Below are 19008 nucleotides of genomic sequence, written 5' to 3' on the forward strand. Positions count from 1 at the left end.
GACGGGGCGGCGTCAGGCGACACCTGGTCACACCGGGTCGGGCAGTCCGGCGGCGTGCCGAACGGCGGCCACGAACACCTCGGCGGCGTGCCGTGGGGAGCGCAGCGCGAGGACGCGCCCCGCCGCGTGGATGGTGACGGTGCTGGGCCGGGCGAGCCGCCGGTCGGCGACGACCCCGCTGAGCTGCCCGTACGGCACGGACGTCGACCACGCCTTGCCCGTGCCGACGATGCGCCGGTCGGTGACGGCCACCAGGACGTTGCCCTGCCCGAGCAGGGGGCCGGCGGCGACGGCGCTGACCCGCTCGTCCGGGGCGAGCATCAGCGCCAGCCGCCGCGCGTCGTCGCCGTGTCGGACGCGCAGGCGGCGCGGCATCGCGGCCAGGCGTTGTTCGAGGTCGGGACGCATGGCCGCAGCGTCTCCTCACTCAGAGGAAGACCACCATCACCCAAATGGACGCACAGAGTTGACACGCCCACTCGAACAGACCAACCCGCGCGGGGCTTTGCTCACGCTCCGCCAGCGGTCTGGTAGGTCAGGCGAGGGCGAGCACCCCGGCGCGGACGGCCGCCGCGAAGTCCTGGGCCTGCCGGAACGGCATGTCCGCGAGGCGCAGCGTGCCGGAGGGCCCGTGCACGGCCACCGCCCCGCCCGCCCGCGAGTCACCCGAGGTGGCCACGTAGGCGACCTCGGCCAACGGAACGGTCAGGACCCGGTCGTCGCCGGCGATCCCGACGAGGCGGCGGTCGGTCACGGCGAGCAGCAGCGTGCCGGAATGGTCGTCCGACCGGCCCGTGGTCACGGCGCGGACCGGCTCACCGGGGACGAGCAGCCCGGCGAGCCGACGCACCCGCGCGCGGTCCTCCGGCTGCCGAGGGACGGGGAGGGTGTCGAGGAGCGGGGCGATGACGTCGGCCACCGCGCCAGGATCGCCGCGCCCCGCCTCCCCGGGAAGGGGCCGACCGGGTGTGATCACGACTACGCTGGGTGCGTGCGGATGGACCCCGCGTCGGCCCGTGGACGGTTCGCCGCCGCCCGCGTCGCCCGGCTCGCCACCGTCGGCGCGGACGGCGCGCCCCACCTCGTGCCGATCGTGTTCGCCGTGGCCGAGAACGACGCCCTCGACGACGTCTGGAGCGCCGTCGACACCAAGCCCAAGGCGTCCCGCTCGCTGCGTCGGCTGCGCGACATCGAGGAGAACCCCGCCGTGAGCCTGCTGGTGGACCACTACGAGGAGGACTGGCGCCGCCTCTGGTGGGTCCGCGCCGACGGGGACGCCGAGATCGTCGGCGGGTGGCCGGAGGCGGAGGACGCCCTGCTCCTGCTGTGCGCCAAGTACCCCCAGTACCAGGACGACCCACCTCCTGGCCCTGTGCTGCGGATCCGCGTGCGCCGGTGGGTCGGCTGGTCCGCCGCCGGCTGACCTCCCGGCGCCGGTCAGCGCGACCGGACCCTGGCCGCGTTCGCCCGGATCGCGTCCCGCACGTACTCGGCGAGCCCGGCCGCCACGACCTCGAAGTTCCGCCGGAACCTCTCGTCGGCGACGTACATCTCGCCGAGCCCTTCGTGGATCTCGTGGGAGCAGTCGTAGAACCAGCGCGTGATGTGCTGGCGGTGCTCCTCCGCGAGGTCCGTCGACCGCTCGCTGTCTGCCGGCACGCCGGCCGCCATCGCCTCGGCGAACCGCCGGGTGACGTCCGCCGCCTCCTCCTTGATCCGCAGCCAGGTGGCCTTGTCGTACCCGGCGACCCTGCGCTGGGACTCGCGGTACGCGTCGGTGCCGCCCCACCGCCGCCGCGCCTCCTCCTCATGGTCCTCGGGGCGGAAGTCCCCGAACACCTCGAACCGCTCCTCCGGGGTCAGTGAGATCCCCATCTGCCGTGCCTCCATCGCGTGCTCGACCGCCGCGACCATCCCCCGCAACCGCGCGAGCCGCTCGGTCAGCAGTCGGTGCTGCCGCCGCAGGTGCGCGAGCGCGTCGACCCCGGGGTCGTCCAGGAGGGTCGCGATCTCCTCCAACGGGAAGCCCAGCTCTCGGTAGAACATGATCTGCTGCAACCGCTCCAGGTCGGACTCCTCGTACCGGCGGTAGCCGGCGGAGGTCCGCCCGCTCGGCGTCAGCAGGCCGATCTCGTCGTAGTGGTGCAGCGTCCGCACCGTCACGCCGGCGAATCCGGCGACCTGGCCGACCGAGTAGCCCATGGCTCCCCTCCCTTGCCCGACCAGCCTCCAACCTCACGTCACGTGAGGGTCAACCCGCTTGTCGACACAGCCCTGCCAGAGCCACCCTTGATTCCCCGAGGCCCCCGTGGAGGTCATCAGGTCCATCGGACGGGCCCCCAGCGCCCAGTGCTCGATGTCGGCGTCTGGGGCAGGGTTGTCGGAGAAGGCTTCGCTGTTCTCAGCCGCGATGGAGCGGACGTGCGCTGCGCGGTGTCAGCTTCCGCAGCCCTCCAGCCGATGGTAGCCGGGAGCCTGGCACGTGAAGGGCCACAGGACGTCCGTGACGCCGGCCCGCTGGAGCAGTCGGGAGACCCAGCCACGGTCAGCCCCGACGGCCTCGGCGATGGCGACCACCAGCGGCGCTTGGACCAGTCCCGCGTTGAGCGTGCTCCGGATCGCCTCGACGGGAGCGCCGACCTTCTCAGCGAGCCTCGCGTAGCTGGTGAAGGGGTCGTGCTTGAAGAGGCAGATGAACAGGTAGAGGGCCAGGGCGCGGCGCTCGGGTGAGGCCGTGACGCGGAGCCCCCGCAGGTGCTGGCTGACCTTCAGCAGCAGGTCGCTGAGCTGACTGATCTCGGTCCCCTCGCCGAGGACCCGCTCGGCCACGGCCTGGACGGGGTCCGTCAGTTGGATCGCCACACCCGTGTGGCGAGCCTCCCGACCAGCGACGGCCAGGGACATGGCGATGAAGGGAACGAACTCGTCGGCCCATCTCTGGACGCTCGCATTGCGAGAGATCTCGTACTCCACCATCCCCATCAACGCTTCCTTCTGGAGCACGACGCGCTGCTCGTTGCGCCGGGCGTCCTCCCAGGCTCGACGAGCGAGGTCCCGTTCCTCGGCGAGGACCCGGGCGGCGCGGATCATGGAGTCCAGATTGCCCTTGTAGAGGACGTTGTCCGCTTGGCTGCGCTCAAGCTCGGCTCGGAGCTTGACGACGACCAGCTCAGTGGCGGCCTCCAGCCGATCATCGTCCAACGGCGGTGTCGGCGATTCGCCGTCCTGGGTGTCCGAACGGGAACCGCCGTCGCGAGCCTGCCTCCACAGGCCCTTCAGGACCTCCAGTTCGCTGTCAACGCCCTCGTCGCAGCAGCAGCGGACGATGACTTCCACGTAGTGCCAGTCGGGGCCGCAAGGGTGACGGTCACTGCCGAGTTGGGCCGAAATCCGCTTCACCGCCCCTTTGATGTGCCGCGAGCGTTCGTCCGGGTGTGCCGACCCGATGTCGGAGGGCATCCCGAGCTTGCCGTGCAGGCCCAACGTGATGGCACGTTCCGCCAACGACCGGAGTGTTCCGGAGGGGCCGAAACGGCTGTGCAGGTGCTGATGCAGCCACGCGATCAGGACGATCGCGGCGTAATTGCGGCCAGCCTCGTACATCTGCTGCACGGTGCGCAGGCGGCGCCCTCCCTTGAAGACGGACTTGTCGGCGTTGTTGGCCTGGTTGTCGGCATCCGCATGCAATGCCGGTGATCCCTTCGCTGTCGGCGCCGACCGTGCAGGTTGTCGGCGGATGCCCGGTAGACCGTGGCCAGACAATCGCGACCACGGCTGACTGGATGTGGCGCTCCCACCTCGGGGCGTTGGTCCCCGGTGCGGGGCGTGAGTGAGGCCGTCATCAGGGCGGCTGGACCAGCGCATCGTTCGCGGGGAACCAGGCCCGAGGCCTGTCGGGCGGATGGCCCGCACTCCGGAGCGCGCTCATCCATCTCGCTCCCGACCGGAAGGAATTCCTTCGTGTCCCTGTGGACCTGGCTGTGGATCGCCGTGCTGCTGGTCCTGTTGCTCATCGCCGTGTACGGCGTGGACCTGCGCGTCCGCCGGCGGACCGGTGTCCGCTCGACGGCATGGGCGCTACGGCCGCGCCGACGCCGAAGCGGTCGCCACCGCCGCCGCGGCGCCCGTCCGTCCCTGTCGCCACCCCCGGACTCCGACGCCGACGCGTAGAACCGCGACCCGGACCTCGTGACCGCCTGGGTTGACAACGCCATGACACGCGGAGCCGACCAGTATGAGCGAACGACTCCCGCTGCTCGTCGCACCGTAACGCGCGCTCACCGCACGGACTGGGCTGGAACATTGCATGTCGGCCTAAATTCATGGCGCTCCGTTCTCCCAACTACCTGATGGCGCCCACCGCGGTTTCGAGGTCTCACATCGCGCGCCGCGGGGCGGGCGCCGTGAGCGGAAGCCAGCTCCCCCCTCCTGGCCACGGGAGGGGGGAGCGTCCACTCAGGCTGAATGTCTCTCTGTAGCCACGTTCATCCGACAGGGAGTCGCTGACCGGTGTGAACGCAGCAGTGAGCGGTTGGTACCCAATAGTCGCACAGGTCACTCCGCAGGGTCGCCGCGAACACGTTGACACAGCGACAACCGACGTAGGGGCAATTGCCAGAAGGGTAGCCCCAGTGCGACCAGGAAGCCGAAAAGGAGGGCCTGACCACCGGTTCGGACCGCCTACCAGGCACTTCGCCCACGTCGCGCCTCACGGCGCCACCGCCAGCCCTCACCCACCCGATGGTTGGTTGACGGTTGGGGGTCACACCATACCGGTGAACGCCGTGATCTCCCTGAGATATCACGATCAGCCGCACCTCCTGATGAGGCGGGCCAGCGCCTACCAGAAAAACTACCTGTTCGAGTGAGAACAATGCCCGCTGGCAGGAATTTCCCCTTCAAATCCAGCGGCACTGTCACTCATAGTGTCCACAGAGGACGGCTCACCCCGCCAGCGCATAGGCCGATCGAGTGACCCAAGAATGAGGTCAGCGGAGCAGAGGCGAATCGCAGACTGCCGAACCCGCGGCCCGGACCGACTTCGGGCCGGTGGCCTCATACGGTTTCCGGCGGACCTCCCGGTTTCCCGCCCAACGCTCCCCGCCCTCGTTGCGCCGGTCTTGCGACCGAGTCCGGAGCGTGAGGCGGGTTCTGACCCCGGACGGGCGCGGAGCGGACGCCGGACTGAGGACCAAGCAGGACAGCGGACACGACGAGGGCCCTTCCGTGATCCGGAAAGGCCCTCGTCGGCTGCTGGAGCCGCCTGTGGGAATCGAACCCACGACCTACGCATTACGAGTTCTGCCGGTGGTCGTTCGCCCTCGTCCGCGAACGTTCCGCCCCTGGTCGGCGGGGTTGTGGTGGACGCACGCGAACGGGGAGGTTCGGGGACGAACTGCAACCCAAACTGCAACCCTGATCAGGGCTCTGACCTGCGCTGCTGCGTCTCCCAGACCTCTTCTCACCTTCCACGCTGTACCCGCTGGCGTCGGTCACGCGGCCCCCCGGCTTGGCTGCGGGTTCCTCGTCGGCCTGGCCCTCGCCGAACCCGGTCCCGGTGCCCGCGTGCCCCGCACGGCCGGTGGCAAGCCGGCCCCCGGCCGGCGCGGCAGCGATCGCCCCGGCCACCCGAGCACGGCGACCACCCACGCGATCGGCACGGTCTGGTGCCGGTGCCCGGCCGTGCCCTCGCTTCGGGAGCTGCGCGCCGCCGGCCGGCTGGCGCACTACGGCACCCGGTGCCCCTTCTGAGAGGGTCGGCCCGGCCGGACGCGTCAGCGGCCCGGCCGGTGCCGCGCCCTCTCAGAACGGGGCCATGGCCGGGCCGCCGCTCTACCGCGCGCCGCCGGCCAGCGGCGCGCCTTGATCCCGTAGAGCGGAATTCGGCAACGAGTTGCCGTGGTGCCTGCTCGTCGCACGGTGGTGGCGACAGGTCGTGGTGGGGCTGCTCGCGTAGCCCTCACCCCGACGGGTGGTTACGTTGCCGGTGTGGAGGTGCTGGGGAACTGGGCGCGGGAGTTGGCGCGGGAGAAGCTGGCTGAGGCGTTGCCTCGGCGGTGGCGACATGTTCAGGGGGTGGCCGCTGAGGCTGAGCGGATCGCGGACGTGTACCAGCCGGACGGTGACCTCCTGGTGGCCGCTGCGCTTCTCCATGACGTGGGTTATGCCCTACGGTCACGGTTACGGGGTTCCACCCCCTCGACGGAGCGCGCTTCCTTCGCGGCATCGGTGCTCCCTCGCGGTTGGTTGCCCTGGTCGCCCGGCACTCCTGTGCCTGGCGGGAGGCGGAGTTGCGGGGCTTGTCGACGGAGCTGGCGGAGTTCCCGGACGAGGGCGGTCCGGTCCGGGACGCGCTGTGGTACTGCGACATGACGACGACGCCGGATGGCGACCCGTGTGGGTTCGATGAACGGGTGGACGAGATCCGGGCACGTTACGGCCCCGAACATGTGGTGGCCCGGTTCATCACTCAGGCGAAGAACGAGATCGGCGCGGCCGTGGAGCGGACGCAGCGACGGCTTGCCTCCGCCGGCCTGACGGTCGGGGAGCGTCAGTAGCTGAAGTAGGGCTCCGATCGACGCTGGAAGCCGTGATCGATCCGGAGGCGGATCGAGGGGTGGATGGTGAGTTCGGGCAGACGTTCCCGCTCCACCCAGTGGACCCGCTTGGACTCGCTGCTTGTGGCCAGTTGGCCGCCGATCGGCGTGGCGCGGAAGCAGATGGAGAACTCCTGGCGGACCTCGCCGTCACTGGTGTACTCGATGACGTGTCGGGGGTCGGTGTAGACGCCGATGATGCTGGTGGGTTCGACGTCGATCCCGGTTTCCTCTTTGACCTCGCGGGCGACGGTTCGGCCGATGGTTTCGCCGATGTCCTGTGCGCCGCCGGGGATGGACCAGAGGTCGTTGTCGGTGCGCTGGATCATGAGCAGGCGCCCGTGCTCGTCCTGCACGAAGGCGGTGACCGCGACGACGATGCTGGTGGCGGCTGGGGCGCTGGGGTCGTTGTAGTAGTCGTTCCGAGCCATGATCTCCCTGCCACCTGGGCGTGTTCCTGGCAAGCACGAAGGGGCGGACCGACGCCCGCCCCTTCCTTTCCCAGTTTGGGCTAGATCAGCCTGCTGGTGTAGCCCGCGGCGACAAGCCGTTCGTAAGCGGCGTGCACCTCGCCGGGCATGTGCTGAGGGATCGCAAAGCCACGCTCGGCGTAGACCGTGATTCGTTGGGTGTCGCCGACCAACATGTCCACCACGCGCTTGGTGTCCCCGATGCTGCGTACGTAGTCGGCCAACGGCAGTGGCCGGGACGAACAGATGACGTCGACTTCGGGCCACAGCTTCTTGCAGGTCGCGTAGGCCCGGCGCTGCTGGTATGGCCGCGAGATCAGGACCAGCGACCGGACCTCGATCCCCTCGCTGGCCAGCAACTTCCGCGTGAGTTCGATGTTCTCCCCGGTGTTCTTGGCGTGGGGCTCCACGAGGATCGCCTCGTCGGGCACACCGAGTTCGAGCGCGTGTTCCCGGTAGTGCACCGCCTCTCCCCTGGGGAAGCGTTCCACAGTGGTGGGCGCGTTCGCGCCCGTGAAGACGATCCGTGGGAACACTCCCTGGTGAAACAGGTCGGCGGCGTGGATCGCCACGCCCAGGTCATGACTGCCCAAGCCAACACCGACGTCGCACGGTCGCAGATCGTGGTGCATGTTGTGGTAGTCCCACAGCGCCTCAACATCGGCGCGGAGGTGTTCCGGCAGCTCGTGCATCTCATGCACTGGTATGCGCCCTTTCGCTCACGTCATGTTGAGTAGCTCGGCCATGCTCGTCACGATCACGTCGGCATGGGCAGAGGACAGCCGCGTGTCCTTGCTGGGCTTGTTGGCAAGAATGAGATTCGCGAACCAGCTTGCATCCGATTTGGATGGCCGATTGGGCAACCCCAACCAGAAATCCCATGTCGCGCATTAGTCGATCTCCTTTGCTCGATGGTCCCTTCTTTGGGATCGAGCCGGTCCATGGAGCGGAATTCGACAACGGGCCTCTAAGCCCGTCACGCGGGTGGGAGTGCGCGGCGGGCGGTGAGAAGGTGGTCAAGCAAGGCTGCGGCGGCCGGGTCCTTGTCGTGCCGTTGGCGAAGTTCGGAGACCATCTCGCCGGTGAGCAGCGCCAGGGACATGACGGAACGCCGGTCGGTGCTCAACGCGTCCTCGGTCCAGCTTTGTGCCGCTTCGAGGTCGCCTTCACGAAGCGCGATGATGGCCAGGGTCAGCCGCGCTTCGAGAGCGCGCATGGGGCTTCGCTCGGTGCCATCGGGACGTTGTGCCAGGTGGATGACTTCGTGGGCGTGCTCTGCGGCCTTCTTGTGCTCACCGACCAGGCGGTAGCAGTCCATGGCGTAGAAGTCCCACTTCGTCGGGTCGATGACGAAGTGGTTCTCGGGCCGCGACGGGCGGTCGTGCTTGTCGAGAAGCCGGAACCCTTCGTCCAACATCTTCTGAACCTGGTCGTGGTCGCCCATTCGGGCGTGTGCCTTGGCGGCCTGGGCGGCGAGTTGGACGGCGACGGAAGCGTGGGGTGCTGCCTGCTGCCCGGCACGGGCGTAGCTGGGGACGGAGCGCAACCGGTCCTGGGTGAGGGCGAACCAGGCGCTTAACTCGTGCGACCAGGCGATGATCTCTCCATGCCCGGTCTCGCGGCCAAGCTGGAAGGCGGCGTTGCGGCTGATCTCGGCGGGCCGTTTGAGCCCCATGTCGTACTCAAGGCAGCCGATGAGCAGCGTGAGCCAGCCGGCGGCGACCAACAGTTCACGGTGCTCCCGGAAAGTCACGCGGCTGTCGAGCAGCTTCGCCGTGTACTCCAGCCACACCTTGGCTTCCCCCCGTAGGGTTGCGGGGTCGCGCCAGGGGTACTCACAGCAGAGGTTTTCGACCGTTCCCCGGAGCTGTTCCAGGGTTTGCGGCCCGACGTCGGTGCGGTGGAGGCGGCGGGCGACGTCGCTGACACTCCACGGCTCGTCGATGGGCAGGACGAGGTCAGGTGCCCGCTCCGCCCGCTCGGGCGGCATGAGCACACCTCGACGGTCGTGTTGTTGCAGGGTGAGAAGAAGGCCGCCGGCCTGGAGGACCGTGTCCAGCAGCCTGGTGGTGGTCTCGTCGGGGATGCTGTTGCCGCTCTCGGCCCTGCTGATCTGGCTCTGGCTCCACTTCGTGGCTCTGGACAGCTCGGCCTGGCTGAGGCCAGCCTGTTGCCGTAGCCTCCGGAGAGCCTGACCGAAGGTCTCCATGCAGCGCATCACCCCAGCTCATGGCCTATGCGCATGCGATGCGCATAGGGCGCATAACGCGGTCATGGGCAGCCTAGTTCGTGATCCTAGGGACGTACACGTCACGTCTGCGGGCTGAGGGCCTGCGCAGCACCCCATGGGGGCGGTCGCATGGGTTTCTACGTCACGGAGGCGTGGGGTGCTGCCTGCTGTCCGGCGCGGGCGTAGCTGGGAACAACCCGTCTCCTCAGCGGGGGAGACGGGTTGCCAGGCGTACCACTAATTAGGTGAACCAGTGCTGACGCGGACGAGCTCAAGAATTCGATCAACCAGGGCTGGGTTGGCCGCGATGGTCTCTGTTGAGCCGACGTTGTGGGGGTTGCCATGGCGGTCAACCACTACTGCCCCGGCTTCTCGTGCGATGAGGACTCCGGCTGCGGTGTCCCACGTTTTGTTCGAGAGAATGACGGTGGCGTCAATTCGGCCGTGCGCGAGCCAGGCGAGGTCGATCGCGGCAGAGCCGAACATTCGGACTCGTTCGACCTGCTCCGCCAAGCGGGCGGTGAGGTTGAGTCGCGCTCTGTTCTTCTCGGCCGCGTCTTGGCCAACGGCGTAGTCGCCAATGGAGACCATCGCGTGGGGAAGGCTGTCCGTCGTGCTGACGTTCAGACGCTTACCGTTGACGAACGAGCCCAACCCCTTGGCGGCCCCGTACTGGAGGTCGAGGAAGGGGAGCGCGATCGCGGAAACCAGGGCTTCTCCGCCCTGGATGAGGGCCAAGGATATGCCCACAAGTGGAACGCCGTGCACAAGGTTGGCCGTGCCGTCCAACGGGTCCAGAACCCAGAATCCATTCTCGACCGTGCCGGCCCCGCTCTGCCCGCCCTCCTCTCCAAGAAAGCCGATCTCTGGAGTGGACTCAAGTAGGAAACCGCGAACTCGCCGCTCTACCTCCAGGTCGATCTCGGTGACGAGGTCTCGATCTCCCTTGGAGTACACCTCCATCGAGCTGGACTCCCGTACTAGCTTGTATCCGATCTGAATCGCTGATTGAGCAACCCCGACCAGAAATCCCATGTCGCGCACTAGCCGATCTCCTTCGCTCGGTCCCACATGGAAGCGAACACCTGACTGAACGTGACGAAGAGCCCTCGCACCCCTTCTTGTTTCTCGATGACAAGGGTCGGGCTCTCCACTCCGCGCGCGTCGGGTAGATAGGGCTGCACAACACACTTACGTCTGTCGATGAGAATGATGTTGAACCGGATCGCCTCGTCGTAGGTCCGAATCCTGAGGCGCGCCCGAGCGCCGTCGGAAAGCTTGCTCGCCAGCCTGCGTAGGGCCTGGATGTTCAGGCTGGTGAGCGTTGCCAAGACTCCCGGCGGGTGCGCTTCTTCGCGCTCGCGAACCTTGATGTTCTCCCCCTCGGGGTCGAGGAACAGGCAGTTGATCTCGGTTCCCGTTTCCAGGGAGTCAATGAGGTTTCTGTCGGAGTACTGTTGGCAGATCATGTTCAACGACAGGCCGGAGACGCATAGTTCTTTGGCCCCATCGAAGAGTTGCTGTGGCGGCATTTGGTGTAGAAACTCGGCACGCGTGGGAAAGACGGCTGTGACGTCCGCGAGCTGAGCGCCCAGGACAAGCGTGGTGCCTGCCGTTGGTGTCGCTGGCGCGTGAGATGGTTTTTCAGATTCGCGTGGCAGGTCGGGCGGATTGTCAATGTCTCCGTCGTAGGGTGAAAGTAGTTGCTCCGCTGTCCAGCCGGGAAACATGCGTTCGAGGATGCGACAGTGGTCCGCGTAGGGGAGGCCGAGAAGCTCCCCGGAAAGCCAACGGTAGAACTGCGCCTTGCTCGGGTGGTGTCCAACAAGGTCGGGCTCGAACTGTCGCGCAACTCTGTCGTACTCCTTACAAAACGCACGGTGCCCTTGGAGGTGCCGCTGTCGGAGCAAGACCTTAAGGAGTGTTGCCGACGTCGTCATCCGCTCTCCTGTGTCGCGTGACGAGACGAGACGAGACTAGCACACAGACGAGACATAGACGATACCACGTGAGACAAAGCGGTTTTAAACGCGACAGCGACGGTGTCGTGATGTGACCACGCGTCCGGTGAAGCTGGTTCCACAGCCGCTGAAGAGCACGGAAGTACCGATGCGGCAACTACGACAAAGCGCGGCATGGAAGCCGTAGAAGTTTCACGATGAGGAGTCACGTCATGGCGATGCCGAAGGGTACCGGTTCGCGATTCCGTTCGAGGTGGCGTTCCCGAAGGGCCTGGTGCTGGTGGGGGAGCTGGGGCCGGACACCGAGTACCAGTCGCGGGAGGACCGGGCGGCGGGCAAGCCGGTGCGGCAGCGGGTGGATGAGGCCACCGGGTTGCGGCAGTGGAAGGGCACGTTCACCGACCCGAGCGCGGAGAAGGAGCGCGACACCACCGTCACGGTGACGTTCCTGGCGGAGGTGCAGCCGGTGCCGACCACGCCGGAGTTGCTGCCGGGAACGGGGATGCGGATGGTCGAGCTGGACGGCTTGGCCGTCGTCCCGCGCGTGGTGGGCAGCGGGGAGTTCAAGACCCAGGGCTGGTCGTACTACGCGACCGGGTTCAAGGCGACTGGCGCTGCGGGCGGCGCGGCGGCGGGTCGGGCTGGTGGCGCGGGGAGCAAGCCGGCGGAGAAGCCGGACGGCAAGGCGGCGTAGCCGATGTACGCGGGGCGGGAGGGCGCGGTCCGGGTCTCCGAGCGGGCGCGTGAGGTCTTGGCGGCCTACGAGGTGGCGGCGCGGGTCGGAAACCGGTCGCTGTGTGACTCCTACGCGCTGTGTCTGGTGCGGTGGGTGTGCACGGTGCTGGGTGTTCGGCCGGGGTTCGCCCGTCTGCTGGTGGACGGCTGGATCGCGCTCACCGTCCCCGCGTCAACCGATGCGGGAGAGGACAACGGTGAACAGCAACATGACCAGTCCGAGCGGCCTGAGCGGGTGCGTGTCCGCCTCGCTGCTGGCCGGGTTGGAGGCCGGGCGGCCGGCGGCCGTTCCGGAGCGGTGGTGGGAGCAGGCGGCGTGCGCGGGTCTGGACCCGCACATGTTCGATGACGCCTCGCCGAGGGCGCGGGCGGTGTGCCGGGGGTGTCTGGTGCGGGTGGCGTGCGCGCGGGACCAACTGGCGTGGGAGGAGGCCTACAAGGTCCGGCGCAGGACGCGGGTGGGGATGTTCGGGGGGTTCACCCCGTACGAGCGGGCGGCGGCCAGTCGCCGGGCACGGGGGGTGGCGTGATGCGTTGGGAGTGGGAGCGGCTGCCGTTGTCGGTGGTGTTGGAGTGCAACCGGATCGTCGCGGAGTCGATGAACGCCCTGGCCGAGCTGGCCGCGCGGGCGAATGAGCCGTTCGAGGCGACGCGCGGGCTGTGGTCGATGGTGATGACCGAGCGGGACCGGTTGACCCTGACGCTGGTGCGCAATGCCGGCCTGGATGAGGACTCCGCCTCGCAGTTGGCGGTGCGGTGGATGCGGGGTGGTTCGTGGCTTCCGCCGGAGGTGGCGGAGTGGGCGAAGACCGTTGAACACCCGGAGTCGGTGGTTCTGGCGCCGCGTGAGATGCGGGACGGGCACGGTGAGCTGCTGGTGGTCCCGGTCGGCGACGACGACCCGGAGCGGTTGTCGGTGGTCTGCCGGCGGTGCGGGTTCGAGATGGCGTCGGGGCCTGCGTCGATGCGGCCGGTGCTGCTGGGCCTGTTCGGCCTCCGTGTGCCCGACACCGATGGGGGTGCGGCGTGAGTTGGGTGTCGGAGTACGTGGTGCTGGATTCGGCGGCGCAGACCCGGGCACGGGGGGTGGGGTGATGCGTCGGGAGTGGGCGCGGCTGCCGCTGTCGGTGGTGCTGGAGTGCAACCGGATCGTCGCGGAGTCGATGAACGCCCTGGGTGAGCTGATCGGACGGGCGCATCAGCCGTTCGAGGCGACGCGCGGGTTGTGGTCGGCGGTGATGACCGAGCAGGACCGGCTGACCCTGACGTTGGTGGGAGACGCCGGCCTGCATACGGACATCGCTTCGGCTCTGGCGGTGCAGTGGATGCGAGGCGGTCCGTGGCTGCCGCCGCAGGTGGCCGAGCAGTCGGAGTCGGTTCTCCTGGCGGCACCTCCGCTGTGGGTTGGTGCTGACGAACTGTTCGTTGTCCCCGTCAATGAGGACGCCCCGGAGTGGTTGTCGGTGATCTGCCGGCGGTGCGGGGCCGAGGTGGAGTCAGGGCCGGCGTCGACGCTGCCTGCCTTGTTGGGTCTGTTTGGGCAACCGCATCAGGGATGCCCGTGGAGGTGTCTCGTGCGTCGGTTGTCGGAGTACGTGGTGCTGGATTCGGCGGCGCAGACCCGGGCGCGGACGGTGCTGCACAACCTGCGGATCTATCAGGACGCGGTGCGGGCGTTGGTTGACGCCGGGACGTCGCTCGGTCCGGAGGGGCTGGAGTCGGAGCAGGACTGGGCGATGGCGTTGGACCGGGCTGCCGACGGGGAGGGGTTGTGGGCGGACCTGGTGGAGGTGGTCACGGCCCGGTGGTTGGCGTGGCGGGCGTTGTGGCGGTCGTTGGAGGAGGACCACAAGCGGTGGTTGGCCGCCCAGCAGCGGGAGGGGGAGTCGTCGGAGACACGACCGGTGCTGCGGCTGCTGAACCCGATGGAGATGCCGGACGGAAGGGAGTGAGGAGACCGTGTCGGTGGCGTTGGCGTGGCGGGTCGCTCGCGACCCGGGGGCGCTGGGTGAGGCGTTAGACGAGGTCGGGCAGGTGGCCACGGCCACGGGTGAGGCCAAGATCAGCCTGCGCTACGCGCGGGTGCAGGTGGCGGTGACCGCGAAGGACGTGGCGGCGGAGTTCGAGGCGGCCCGGCGGTGTCTGGAGGCGGCAGCTCAACGGTTGGGCTCGGCCACCAACGCGGTGCGGGTGGCAGAAGACGAGGTGAGGTCGGTCCGGGACAGGGCAGGGGCGTTGTGCTCGGAGTGGGCGGCTGGGTTGTCGGGGGTCGCGGCGACGGCGGTGGAGGCCCTGGAGGCGGTGGAGACGCTGCGGGCGACGGCGACGGCGTTGGAGGAGATGGCCGGGCAGGCGTTGCGGCGGGCTGAGGACGCGGACCGGTCGCTGCTGGCGGCGTTGAGGGTCGCCGGGGACAAGGTCGACGTGGTGGCGGAGGACCTGGACGCGGTCCGGACCCGGCTGCGGGAGGCGTTGTAGCCATGAAGATCCGTCTGGAGGGAACGCAGAACGAGATCGCGGCGGCGGCAGTGCTCATCGCGCGGGTGCTGAACGTGCGGGAGGTGAGCCGCTTCTACCCCAACCATGGTGAGTCCACGCTCGGGCGGGTCTACCTCACCGTGGGTTCGCCGGTGACCCGGTCGGTGCGGGCGGAGGCGACGCGGTTGGACCGCCGACAGCGGCCGGTGCGGGCGGAGGCGACCCGGTTGGACCGCCCGCAGCGGCCGGCGCTGCCCGGCGGGGAGTCCGGTCGTGACGGCGGGGGCGGTGCGTGATGGCCAGCGTGAGCGCGGCGGACGTGATCGGGGTGATGCGGGACGTGGAGACGTTGAAGGACGCGGCCGTGACCGCCCGGCGGGTGCTCGCGGCGTTGGAGGACGCGGCCGGGGTGGTGGAGCGGGCGCGGGGTGACGTGGCCGGTATCGCCGGCTACGACTCCGGTGCTGGGGCGTTGGCCCGGGAGATCCTGGAGGTCTACGGGCAGGTGAAGCCGATCGCGGACCGCCTGGCGAAGTGGGCCGGGTGAGTGCGGTGTTCCTGGCCAAGCACGCGGAGCGGCGTCGTCGGATGTTCGCGTTGCAGAACGCCGCCCACCGCATCCGGTTGGGGCAGTTCCATCTGCGGCAGGCGGCCACGGCGTTGGCGGCGGCGGAGGTCGGCCCGGAGTCCCCGGAGTGGGAGCGGCTGCATACCGCGATCGGTGCCGCTCACGGGCTGGAGTTGGAGTGGCGGTGGGCCGCCCTCGGTCGGAGGAGGCCACGCCGGTGAACGCGGATGAGGACCTGGCGGTGCTGGGCCGGCTCCTGGGGGAGTTGGACGCCGCGCGGGACGAGTTGCGGGCGGTGACCGCGCCCTTGGTGGACGAGGTGGACGGCCCGGAGTGGGAGGCGGTGGACCGCGTCCGGCGGGGCCTGGGCGAGTTGGCCGCCTGGGTGGAGGACCTGCGGTCACGCGTCATGCGGGAGATCGAGTCCCGCGACCAGTGAGGGAACAACCCATCTGAACCCCTTGTGGCCGGGGCGCGGGTGGTCCGGTGAGTCGTTGGCAGCGAAAGACCGGACTGTCCGTGCCCCTGGCCGGGGTCTCCCGTGGTGTCAGGAGGGTTTCAGGTTATGGGCGCGGGTGGGGACGTGTCCAACATCGTTGCGTGGTTGAGCATCCATGGGGCCACGCTGGTGTGGTTACTGGTCGCGCTCGTCGGCGTGGCCGTGCTCTACAAGATCGCGACGTTGCTGCGGGCGGCCGGGGAGGTCGTCCGGGCGGTGGTCTGGGTGCTGGCGGCACCGTTCGTCGGTGCCTGGTGGGCGGGCAAGGGTCTGTGGTGGCTGGGCCGGCAGGCTCGCCGGTTCTGGCGGACCAGTCTCGGCTTCGTCGGTGCCGGCGGCCTGGTGCTGCTCGTCGGGGTGCCCCCGGCTGGCGTGCTCGCCACGCTCGCCCTGGTGGCGGGGATCGCCGGGTGGTGCTGGTGGTTCGCCTGGCGTGAGTCGTTCACCCACTACATGGCGGGTCCGCTGCGGGGCTGGTGGCGGCGCTGGGCCGTCTACGCCCCACGCTGGGACCGGTGGATGCGCCGGCTGGACCTGGTGGTCAGGGACGTGGTCGCCGAGACCAGCGAGGGTGTGCAGACGGTGGCGGCGGTGGCGGTGCCCCGGCTGGTGTGGGTGCGCTCCGACCCGTGGTGGGACACCCTGCGCGTCGCCCTGGCGGTGGGGCAGGCCCCGGAGGATGTCACCGGCAAGATCTCCCCTCTGCGGGCCGCGCTGCGCTCGGACCGGGTCCTGGTGCGGGAACCGGAACCGGGTGTGGTCGATATCGCGGTGCAACGCCGGGACCTGCTGGCCACCACGATCCCGGCCCTGCCGATCCCGGACGTGGCCGGGGACCAGGTGGACCTGAGGACGGCCACCATTGGGCTGACGGAGTTCGGTGAGGCGTTCACCGTGCCCCTGCTCGGCGGGCACCTCCTCGGGGCCGGGGAGACCGGCGGCGGCAAGAGTTCCCTGCTGTGGTGCCCGATCCGGGCTGTCGCCCCGGCGGTGCGGGACGGCCTGGTCCGGCTGTGGGGGGTGGACCCGAAGGTGCTGGAGATGGCCATGTGCCGGCCGATCTTCCATCGTCTCGGGTTCGGCCCGGTCGACGCGCACGCGATCCTGCTGGAGCTGCTGGACCTGATGCAGCAGCGCAAGCGGGAGTTGGCGGGCCGTTCCCGGCAGGTGACGATCAGTCGGGGCACGCCGCTGGAGCTGCTGTTTCTCGATGAGATCGGCGCGTTGTTGAAGTACCTGGGCACCCGCCAGCAACAGACTGTGCTGGCGCAGCTCCTGGCGCTGGTGCAGACCCAGGGGCGGGCGTTGGGGTTCGGGGTCTCCGCGTTCGTGCAGGACCCCTCGAAGGAGACGGTCCCGGTGCGGGACCTGTTCCCCAACCGGGTGTGTCTGCGGGTGCGGACCTCCTCCCAGGTGGACATGGTCCTGGGTGAGGGCATGCGGGACCTCGGGGCGCTGGCCGACCGCATCCCCCACCACCTGCCCGGCGTCGGCTACGTCCGGTCGGAGGATCAGAAGGAAGCCGTGCGGGTCCGGGCCGCCCACGTCACCGATGACGACCTGGCCGACCTCGTCGCCCTCATCTGCCCCGGCGGGGCCTCGTTGAACTCCCCCATCCCTGAGGAGTACTTGGCCGCCGCGCGGGGCGACGACGGCGACGGCGGTGGCGGTGCGCGCCGGTCGAACCTGCGCCCGGTGGCCTGACCCTCTCTCGGGCTCGCTGCCCGTTTCCTTGCTCCGTGTGACATGTCTCGGGGGACTGTCATGTCTTCGCACGTCATCTCACCGAACACAGTGGACACCGAGTCTGTCCACACTGGTCAGCCTGAGTCGGACGGGTATGAGACCCGGGCGGACCGGCTGCGGAAGCCGAAGGCCTTGGACGTGGCCCGCGCGGTCGCCGAGCAGCACGGCGTGTGCGTGCGGCCGGTGGTCCGCGAACGCGTCGACCTGGACACCGGGCGGATCGACTACGTGCCCGTGCCCTGCGGGTCCACGCTCACGTCGACGTGCCCGCCGTGCGCGGAGAAGAACCGCCGGCTCCGGATGGCCCAGTGCCGGGAGGGCTGGCACCTGGACACCGAACCGGACTTCACTCCCGACCCGCCGACGGCGGAGCAGCGGGAGGTGCTGGAGGTCCGGGCGGACCTGGCCGCCGAGTACACCGAACTCCGCGACGCCGGGGACGTGGTGGGGGCGGAGTCGGTCCGGGACACCGTGGCCGAGCTGGACCAGGTGCTGCGGCAGCTCGGGGTCCGGGGCACGCTCCCGCCCCTCGATCCGCCGATCCGGCCGGTGCGGAAGCGGTCGACCCGTCGGCGGCAGGACGTGCCGAACCTGCCCCGGCGGCCGGTCGCCAAGCGCACGGTGGGGCGGGTGTTCGCCGGGCGCTACCGGCCCTCCACCTTCGTGACCCTGACCTTGGACTCCTACGGCAAGGTCCACCCGGACGGGACCCCGGTTGATCCGGACACCTACGACTACCGGCGGGCCGCGCGGGACGCGGTGCACTTCGCGCGCCTGGTCGACCGGTTCGTGCAGAACCTCCGCCGTGTCGTCGGCTGGGACGTTCAGTACTTCGCCACCGTCGAACCTCAGCGGAGGCTGGCGCCGCACTGGCACGCCGCGATCCGCGGAGCGATCCCCCGCGCGGACCTGCGTGCGGTGGCGGCGGCCACCTACCACCAGGTGTGGTGGCCGCACCATGACGAGCCCGTCTACGGCGGGGACCGGCTGCCGGTGTGGGACGACCGGGCCAAGGGCTTCGTCGACCCCACCACCAGGGTCGGGCTGCCCACCTGGGATGAGGCCCTGGACGCGATCGGGGCCGACCCGGACGCCACCCCGGCCCACACCGTCTTCCTCGGCCCGCAGGTCCACGCCAAGGGCGTCCTGGGCGGCACCGAGGAAGCCGGCCGGCACATCGGCTACCTGACCAAGTACCTGACCAAGTCCATCGATCAGGTGGTGGAGCCGGTTACCGACCGGCAGCGGCGGCACGCGGACCGGCTCCTGGCGGAGCTGAAGGTCACCCCCTGTTCGCCGCGCTGCCCGGTGTGGCTGCTCTACGGGGTCCAACCGAAGGGCGCGCGGCGGTCGATGGAACCCGGCGTGTGCCGGGGCAAGGCCCACCGGGCGACCACCCTGGGCATCCCCGGCCGGCGGGTCCTGGTCTCCCGGAAGTGGTCCGGCAAGTCGGTGGCCGACCACCGGCACGACCGGAAGGCGTTCGTCCTCGCGATGCTCCGCGAGATCGGCATCACCAAGCCCGACACCCCCTCCGCGCGGGTGTCGTGGGCACCGGTGCGGCCCGGTGACCCGGCCGTCCCACCCCGGGACCTACTGCTGCTCAAGGCCGTCGCGGAGCGGGTGCGGTGGCGGCGGGAGTACGACGCCGCCTTGCTGGCCGCCCACGGCCAACCACCCACCGACAGTTCGGCAATCCCACACGCCGCGTGATCACCAAGGGGG

25 protein-coding genes are annotated in these 19008 nt (G+C 69.4%); 16 read left to right on the forward strand and 9 right to left on the reverse strand.

Annotation, left to right across the window (positions count from 1 at the left end; genetic code table 11):
* Nucleotides 1-27: 27 nt before the first annotated feature.
* Together LX15_RS08125 and LX15_RS08130 are read right to left on the reverse strand one after the other, a co-directional pair.
* On the reverse strand, nucleotides 28-408 hold the full coding sequence (locus tag LX15_RS08125; protein WP_253668886.1) for a PH domain-containing protein: 381 nt from the start codon (nucleotides 406-408) through the stop codon (nucleotides 28-30).
* A gap of 127 nt (nucleotides 409-535) precedes the next feature.
* Entirely contained in the window at nucleotides 536-919 is a 384-nt protein-coding gene (locus LX15_RS08130; protein WP_253668887.1) for a hypothetical protein, read from the reverse strand.
* A gap of 78 nt (nucleotides 920-997) precedes the next feature.
* Between LX15_RS08130 and LX15_RS08135 the strand changes: the two genes are divergently transcribed.
* Nucleotides 998-1423: a TIGR03668 family PPOX class F420-dependent oxidoreductase gene (locus LX15_RS08135; RefSeq protein ID WP_301304250.1), complete on the forward strand. Its 426-nt coding sequence runs from the start codon at nucleotides 998-1000 to the stop codon at nucleotides 1421-1423.
* 14 nt (nucleotides 1424-1437) lie between these two features.
* Here LX15_RS08135 and LX15_RS08140 read toward each other — a convergent pair whose 3' ends face one another.
* Together LX15_RS08140 and LX15_RS08145 are read right to left on the reverse strand one after the other, a co-directional pair.
* Nucleotides 1438-2202 (reverse strand): MerR family transcriptional regulator, encoded by a 765-nt coding sequence (locus LX15_RS08140; RefSeq protein ID WP_253668889.1) that lies wholly within the window; start codon nucleotides 2200-2202, stop codon nucleotides 1438-1440.
* A 234-nt stretch (nucleotides 2203-2436) separates the two neighbouring features.
* Nucleotides 2437-3687 carry a hypothetical protein gene (locus tag LX15_RS08145; protein ID WP_253668890.1) on the reverse strand — a complete coding sequence of 417 codons (1251 nt, stop codon included), beginning with the start codon at nucleotides 3685-3687 and terminating at the stop codon, nucleotides 2437-2439.
* Nucleotides 3688-3960: 273 nt separating this feature from the next.
* Between LX15_RS08145 and LX15_RS08150 the strand changes: the two genes are divergently transcribed.
* The 4 genes from LX15_RS08150 to LX15_RS08165 all read left to right on the forward strand — a co-directional run bounded on the left by LX15_RS08150 (nucleotide 3961) and on the right by LX15_RS08165 (nucleotide 6557).
* On the forward strand, nucleotides 3961-4170 hold the full coding sequence (locus tag LX15_RS08150) for a hypothetical protein (protein WP_253668891.1): 210 nt from the start codon (nucleotides 3961-3963) through the stop codon (nucleotides 4168-4170).
* A 1395-nt stretch (nucleotides 4171-5565) separates the two neighbouring features.
* Nucleotides 5566-5751 (forward strand): hypothetical protein, encoded by a 186-nt coding sequence (locus tag LX15_RS08155; protein WP_253668892.1) that lies wholly within the window; start codon nucleotides 5566-5568, stop codon nucleotides 5749-5751.
* Between the two features lie 354 nt (nucleotides 5752-6105).
* Entirely contained in the window at nucleotides 6106-6372 is a 267-nt protein-coding gene (locus LX15_RS08160) for a hypothetical protein (protein WP_253669055.1), read from the forward strand.
* On the forward strand, nucleotides 6300-6557 hold the full coding sequence (locus LX15_RS08165; protein ID WP_253669071.1) for a hypothetical protein: 258 nt from the start codon (nucleotides 6300-6302) through the stop codon (nucleotides 6555-6557). The genes LX15_RS08160 and LX15_RS08165 overlap by 73 nt, the downstream gene beginning before the upstream one ends.
* On the opposite strand, the gene LX15_RS08170 is transcribed toward LX15_RS08165, so the two are convergent.
* From LX15_RS08170 to LX15_RS08190, 5 genes are all read right to left on the reverse strand, one after another.
* The gene (locus LX15_RS08170) at nucleotides 6551-7027 is read right to left on the reverse strand and encodes an NUDIX hydrolase (protein ID WP_253668893.1); all 477 of its coding nucleotides are present in this window, start codon (nucleotides 7025-7027) and stop codon (nucleotides 6551-6553) included. The genes LX15_RS08165 and LX15_RS08170 overlap by 7 nt on opposite strands.
* An 80-nt stretch (nucleotides 7028-7107) precedes the next feature.
* Complete coding sequence (locus LX15_RS08175; protein ID WP_253668894.1) at nucleotides 7108-7758, reverse strand: YdcF family protein; 651 nt, start codon at nucleotides 7756-7758, stop codon at nucleotides 7108-7110.
* 284 nt (nucleotides 7759-8042) lie between these two features.
* Nucleotides 8043-9275, reverse strand: a complete 1233-nt coding sequence (locus LX15_RS08180; protein WP_253668895.1) for a helix-turn-helix domain-containing protein — start codon at nucleotides 9273-9275, stop codon at nucleotides 8043-8045.
* 258 nt (nucleotides 9276-9533) lie between these two features.
* Nucleotides 9534-10331 (reverse strand): inositol monophosphatase family protein, encoded by a 798-nt coding sequence (locus tag LX15_RS08185; RefSeq protein WP_253669056.1) that lies wholly within the window; start codon nucleotides 10329-10331, stop codon nucleotides 9534-9536.
* Nucleotides 10332-10339: 8 nt separating this feature from the next.
* Nucleotides 10340-11236: a DUF5919 domain-containing protein gene (locus LX15_RS08190; RefSeq protein WP_253668896.1), complete on the reverse strand. Its 897-nt coding sequence runs from the start codon at nucleotides 11234-11236 to the stop codon at nucleotides 10340-10342.
* A gap of 274 nt (nucleotides 11237-11510) precedes the next feature.
* Between LX15_RS08190 and LX15_RS08195 the strand changes: the two genes are divergently transcribed.
* From LX15_RS08195 to LX15_RS08245, 11 genes are all read left to right on the forward strand, one after another.
* A complete protein-coding gene (locus LX15_RS08195; protein WP_253668897.1) occupies nucleotides 11511-11951 on the forward strand; it encodes a hypothetical protein in 441 nt (146 codons plus the stop codon).
* Nucleotides 11952-12201: 250 nt separating this feature from the next.
* Nucleotides 12202-12522, forward strand: coding sequence for a WhiB family transcriptional regulator (locus LX15_RS08200; RefSeq protein ID WP_253668898.1), 321 nt, complete (start codon nucleotides 12202-12204; stop codon nucleotides 12520-12522).
* Nucleotides 12522-13022, forward strand: coding sequence for a hypothetical protein (locus LX15_RS08205; RefSeq protein ID WP_253668899.1), 501 nt, complete (start codon nucleotides 12522-12524; stop codon nucleotides 13020-13022). Before LX15_RS08200 ends, LX15_RS08205 begins: the two co-directional genes overlap by 1 nt.
* Before the next feature lie 64 nt (nucleotides 13023-13086).
* Nucleotides 13087-13944 (forward strand): hypothetical protein, encoded by an 858-nt coding sequence (locus LX15_RS08210; RefSeq protein WP_253668900.1) that lies wholly within the window; start codon nucleotides 13087-13089, stop codon nucleotides 13942-13944.
* 7 nt (nucleotides 13945-13951) lie between these two features.
* Complete coding sequence (locus LX15_RS32310) at nucleotides 13952-14470, forward strand: hypothetical protein (protein WP_301304230.1); 519 nt, start codon at nucleotides 13952-13954, stop codon at nucleotides 14468-14470.
* A gap of 2 nt (nucleotides 14471-14472) precedes the next feature.
* Nucleotides 14473-14766, forward strand: coding sequence for a hypothetical protein (locus LX15_RS08220; protein WP_253668901.1), 294 nt, complete (start codon nucleotides 14473-14475; stop codon nucleotides 14764-14766).
* Nucleotides 14766-15017 carry a hypothetical protein gene (locus LX15_RS08225; protein WP_253668902.1) on the forward strand — a complete coding sequence of 84 codons (252 nt, stop codon included), beginning with the start codon at nucleotides 14766-14768 and terminating at the stop codon, nucleotides 15015-15017. The genes LX15_RS08220 and LX15_RS08225 overlap by 1 nt, the downstream gene beginning before the upstream one ends.
* Nucleotides 15014-15259: a hypothetical protein gene (locus LX15_RS08230; protein WP_253668903.1), complete on the forward strand. Its 246-nt coding sequence runs from the start codon at nucleotides 15014-15016 to the stop codon at nucleotides 15257-15259. Before LX15_RS08225 ends, LX15_RS08230 begins: the two co-directional genes overlap by 4 nt.
* Complete coding sequence (locus tag LX15_RS08235) at nucleotides 15256-15477, forward strand: hypothetical protein (protein WP_253668904.1); 222 nt, start codon at nucleotides 15256-15258, stop codon at nucleotides 15475-15477. The genes LX15_RS08230 and LX15_RS08235 overlap by 4 nt, the downstream gene beginning before the upstream one ends.
* A 165-nt stretch (nucleotides 15478-15642) precedes the next feature.
* Nucleotides 15643-17241, forward strand: coding sequence for an FtsK/SpoIIIE domain-containing protein (locus LX15_RS08240; RefSeq protein ID WP_253668905.1), 1599 nt, complete (start codon nucleotides 15643-15645; stop codon nucleotides 17239-17241).
* Nucleotides 17242-17301: 60 nt separating this feature from the next.
* On the forward strand, nucleotides 17302-18996 hold the full coding sequence (locus LX15_RS08245) for a replication initiator (protein ID WP_372502491.1): 1695 nt from the start codon (nucleotides 17302-17304) through the stop codon (nucleotides 18994-18996).
* Nucleotides 18997-19008: the final 12 nt, after the last annotated feature.

The sequence above is a fragment of the Streptoalloteichus tenebrarius genome (assembly GCF_024171885.1).
GTDB lineage: Bacteria > Actinomycetota > Actinomycetes > Mycobacteriales > Pseudonocardiaceae > Streptoalloteichus > Streptoalloteichus tenebrarius.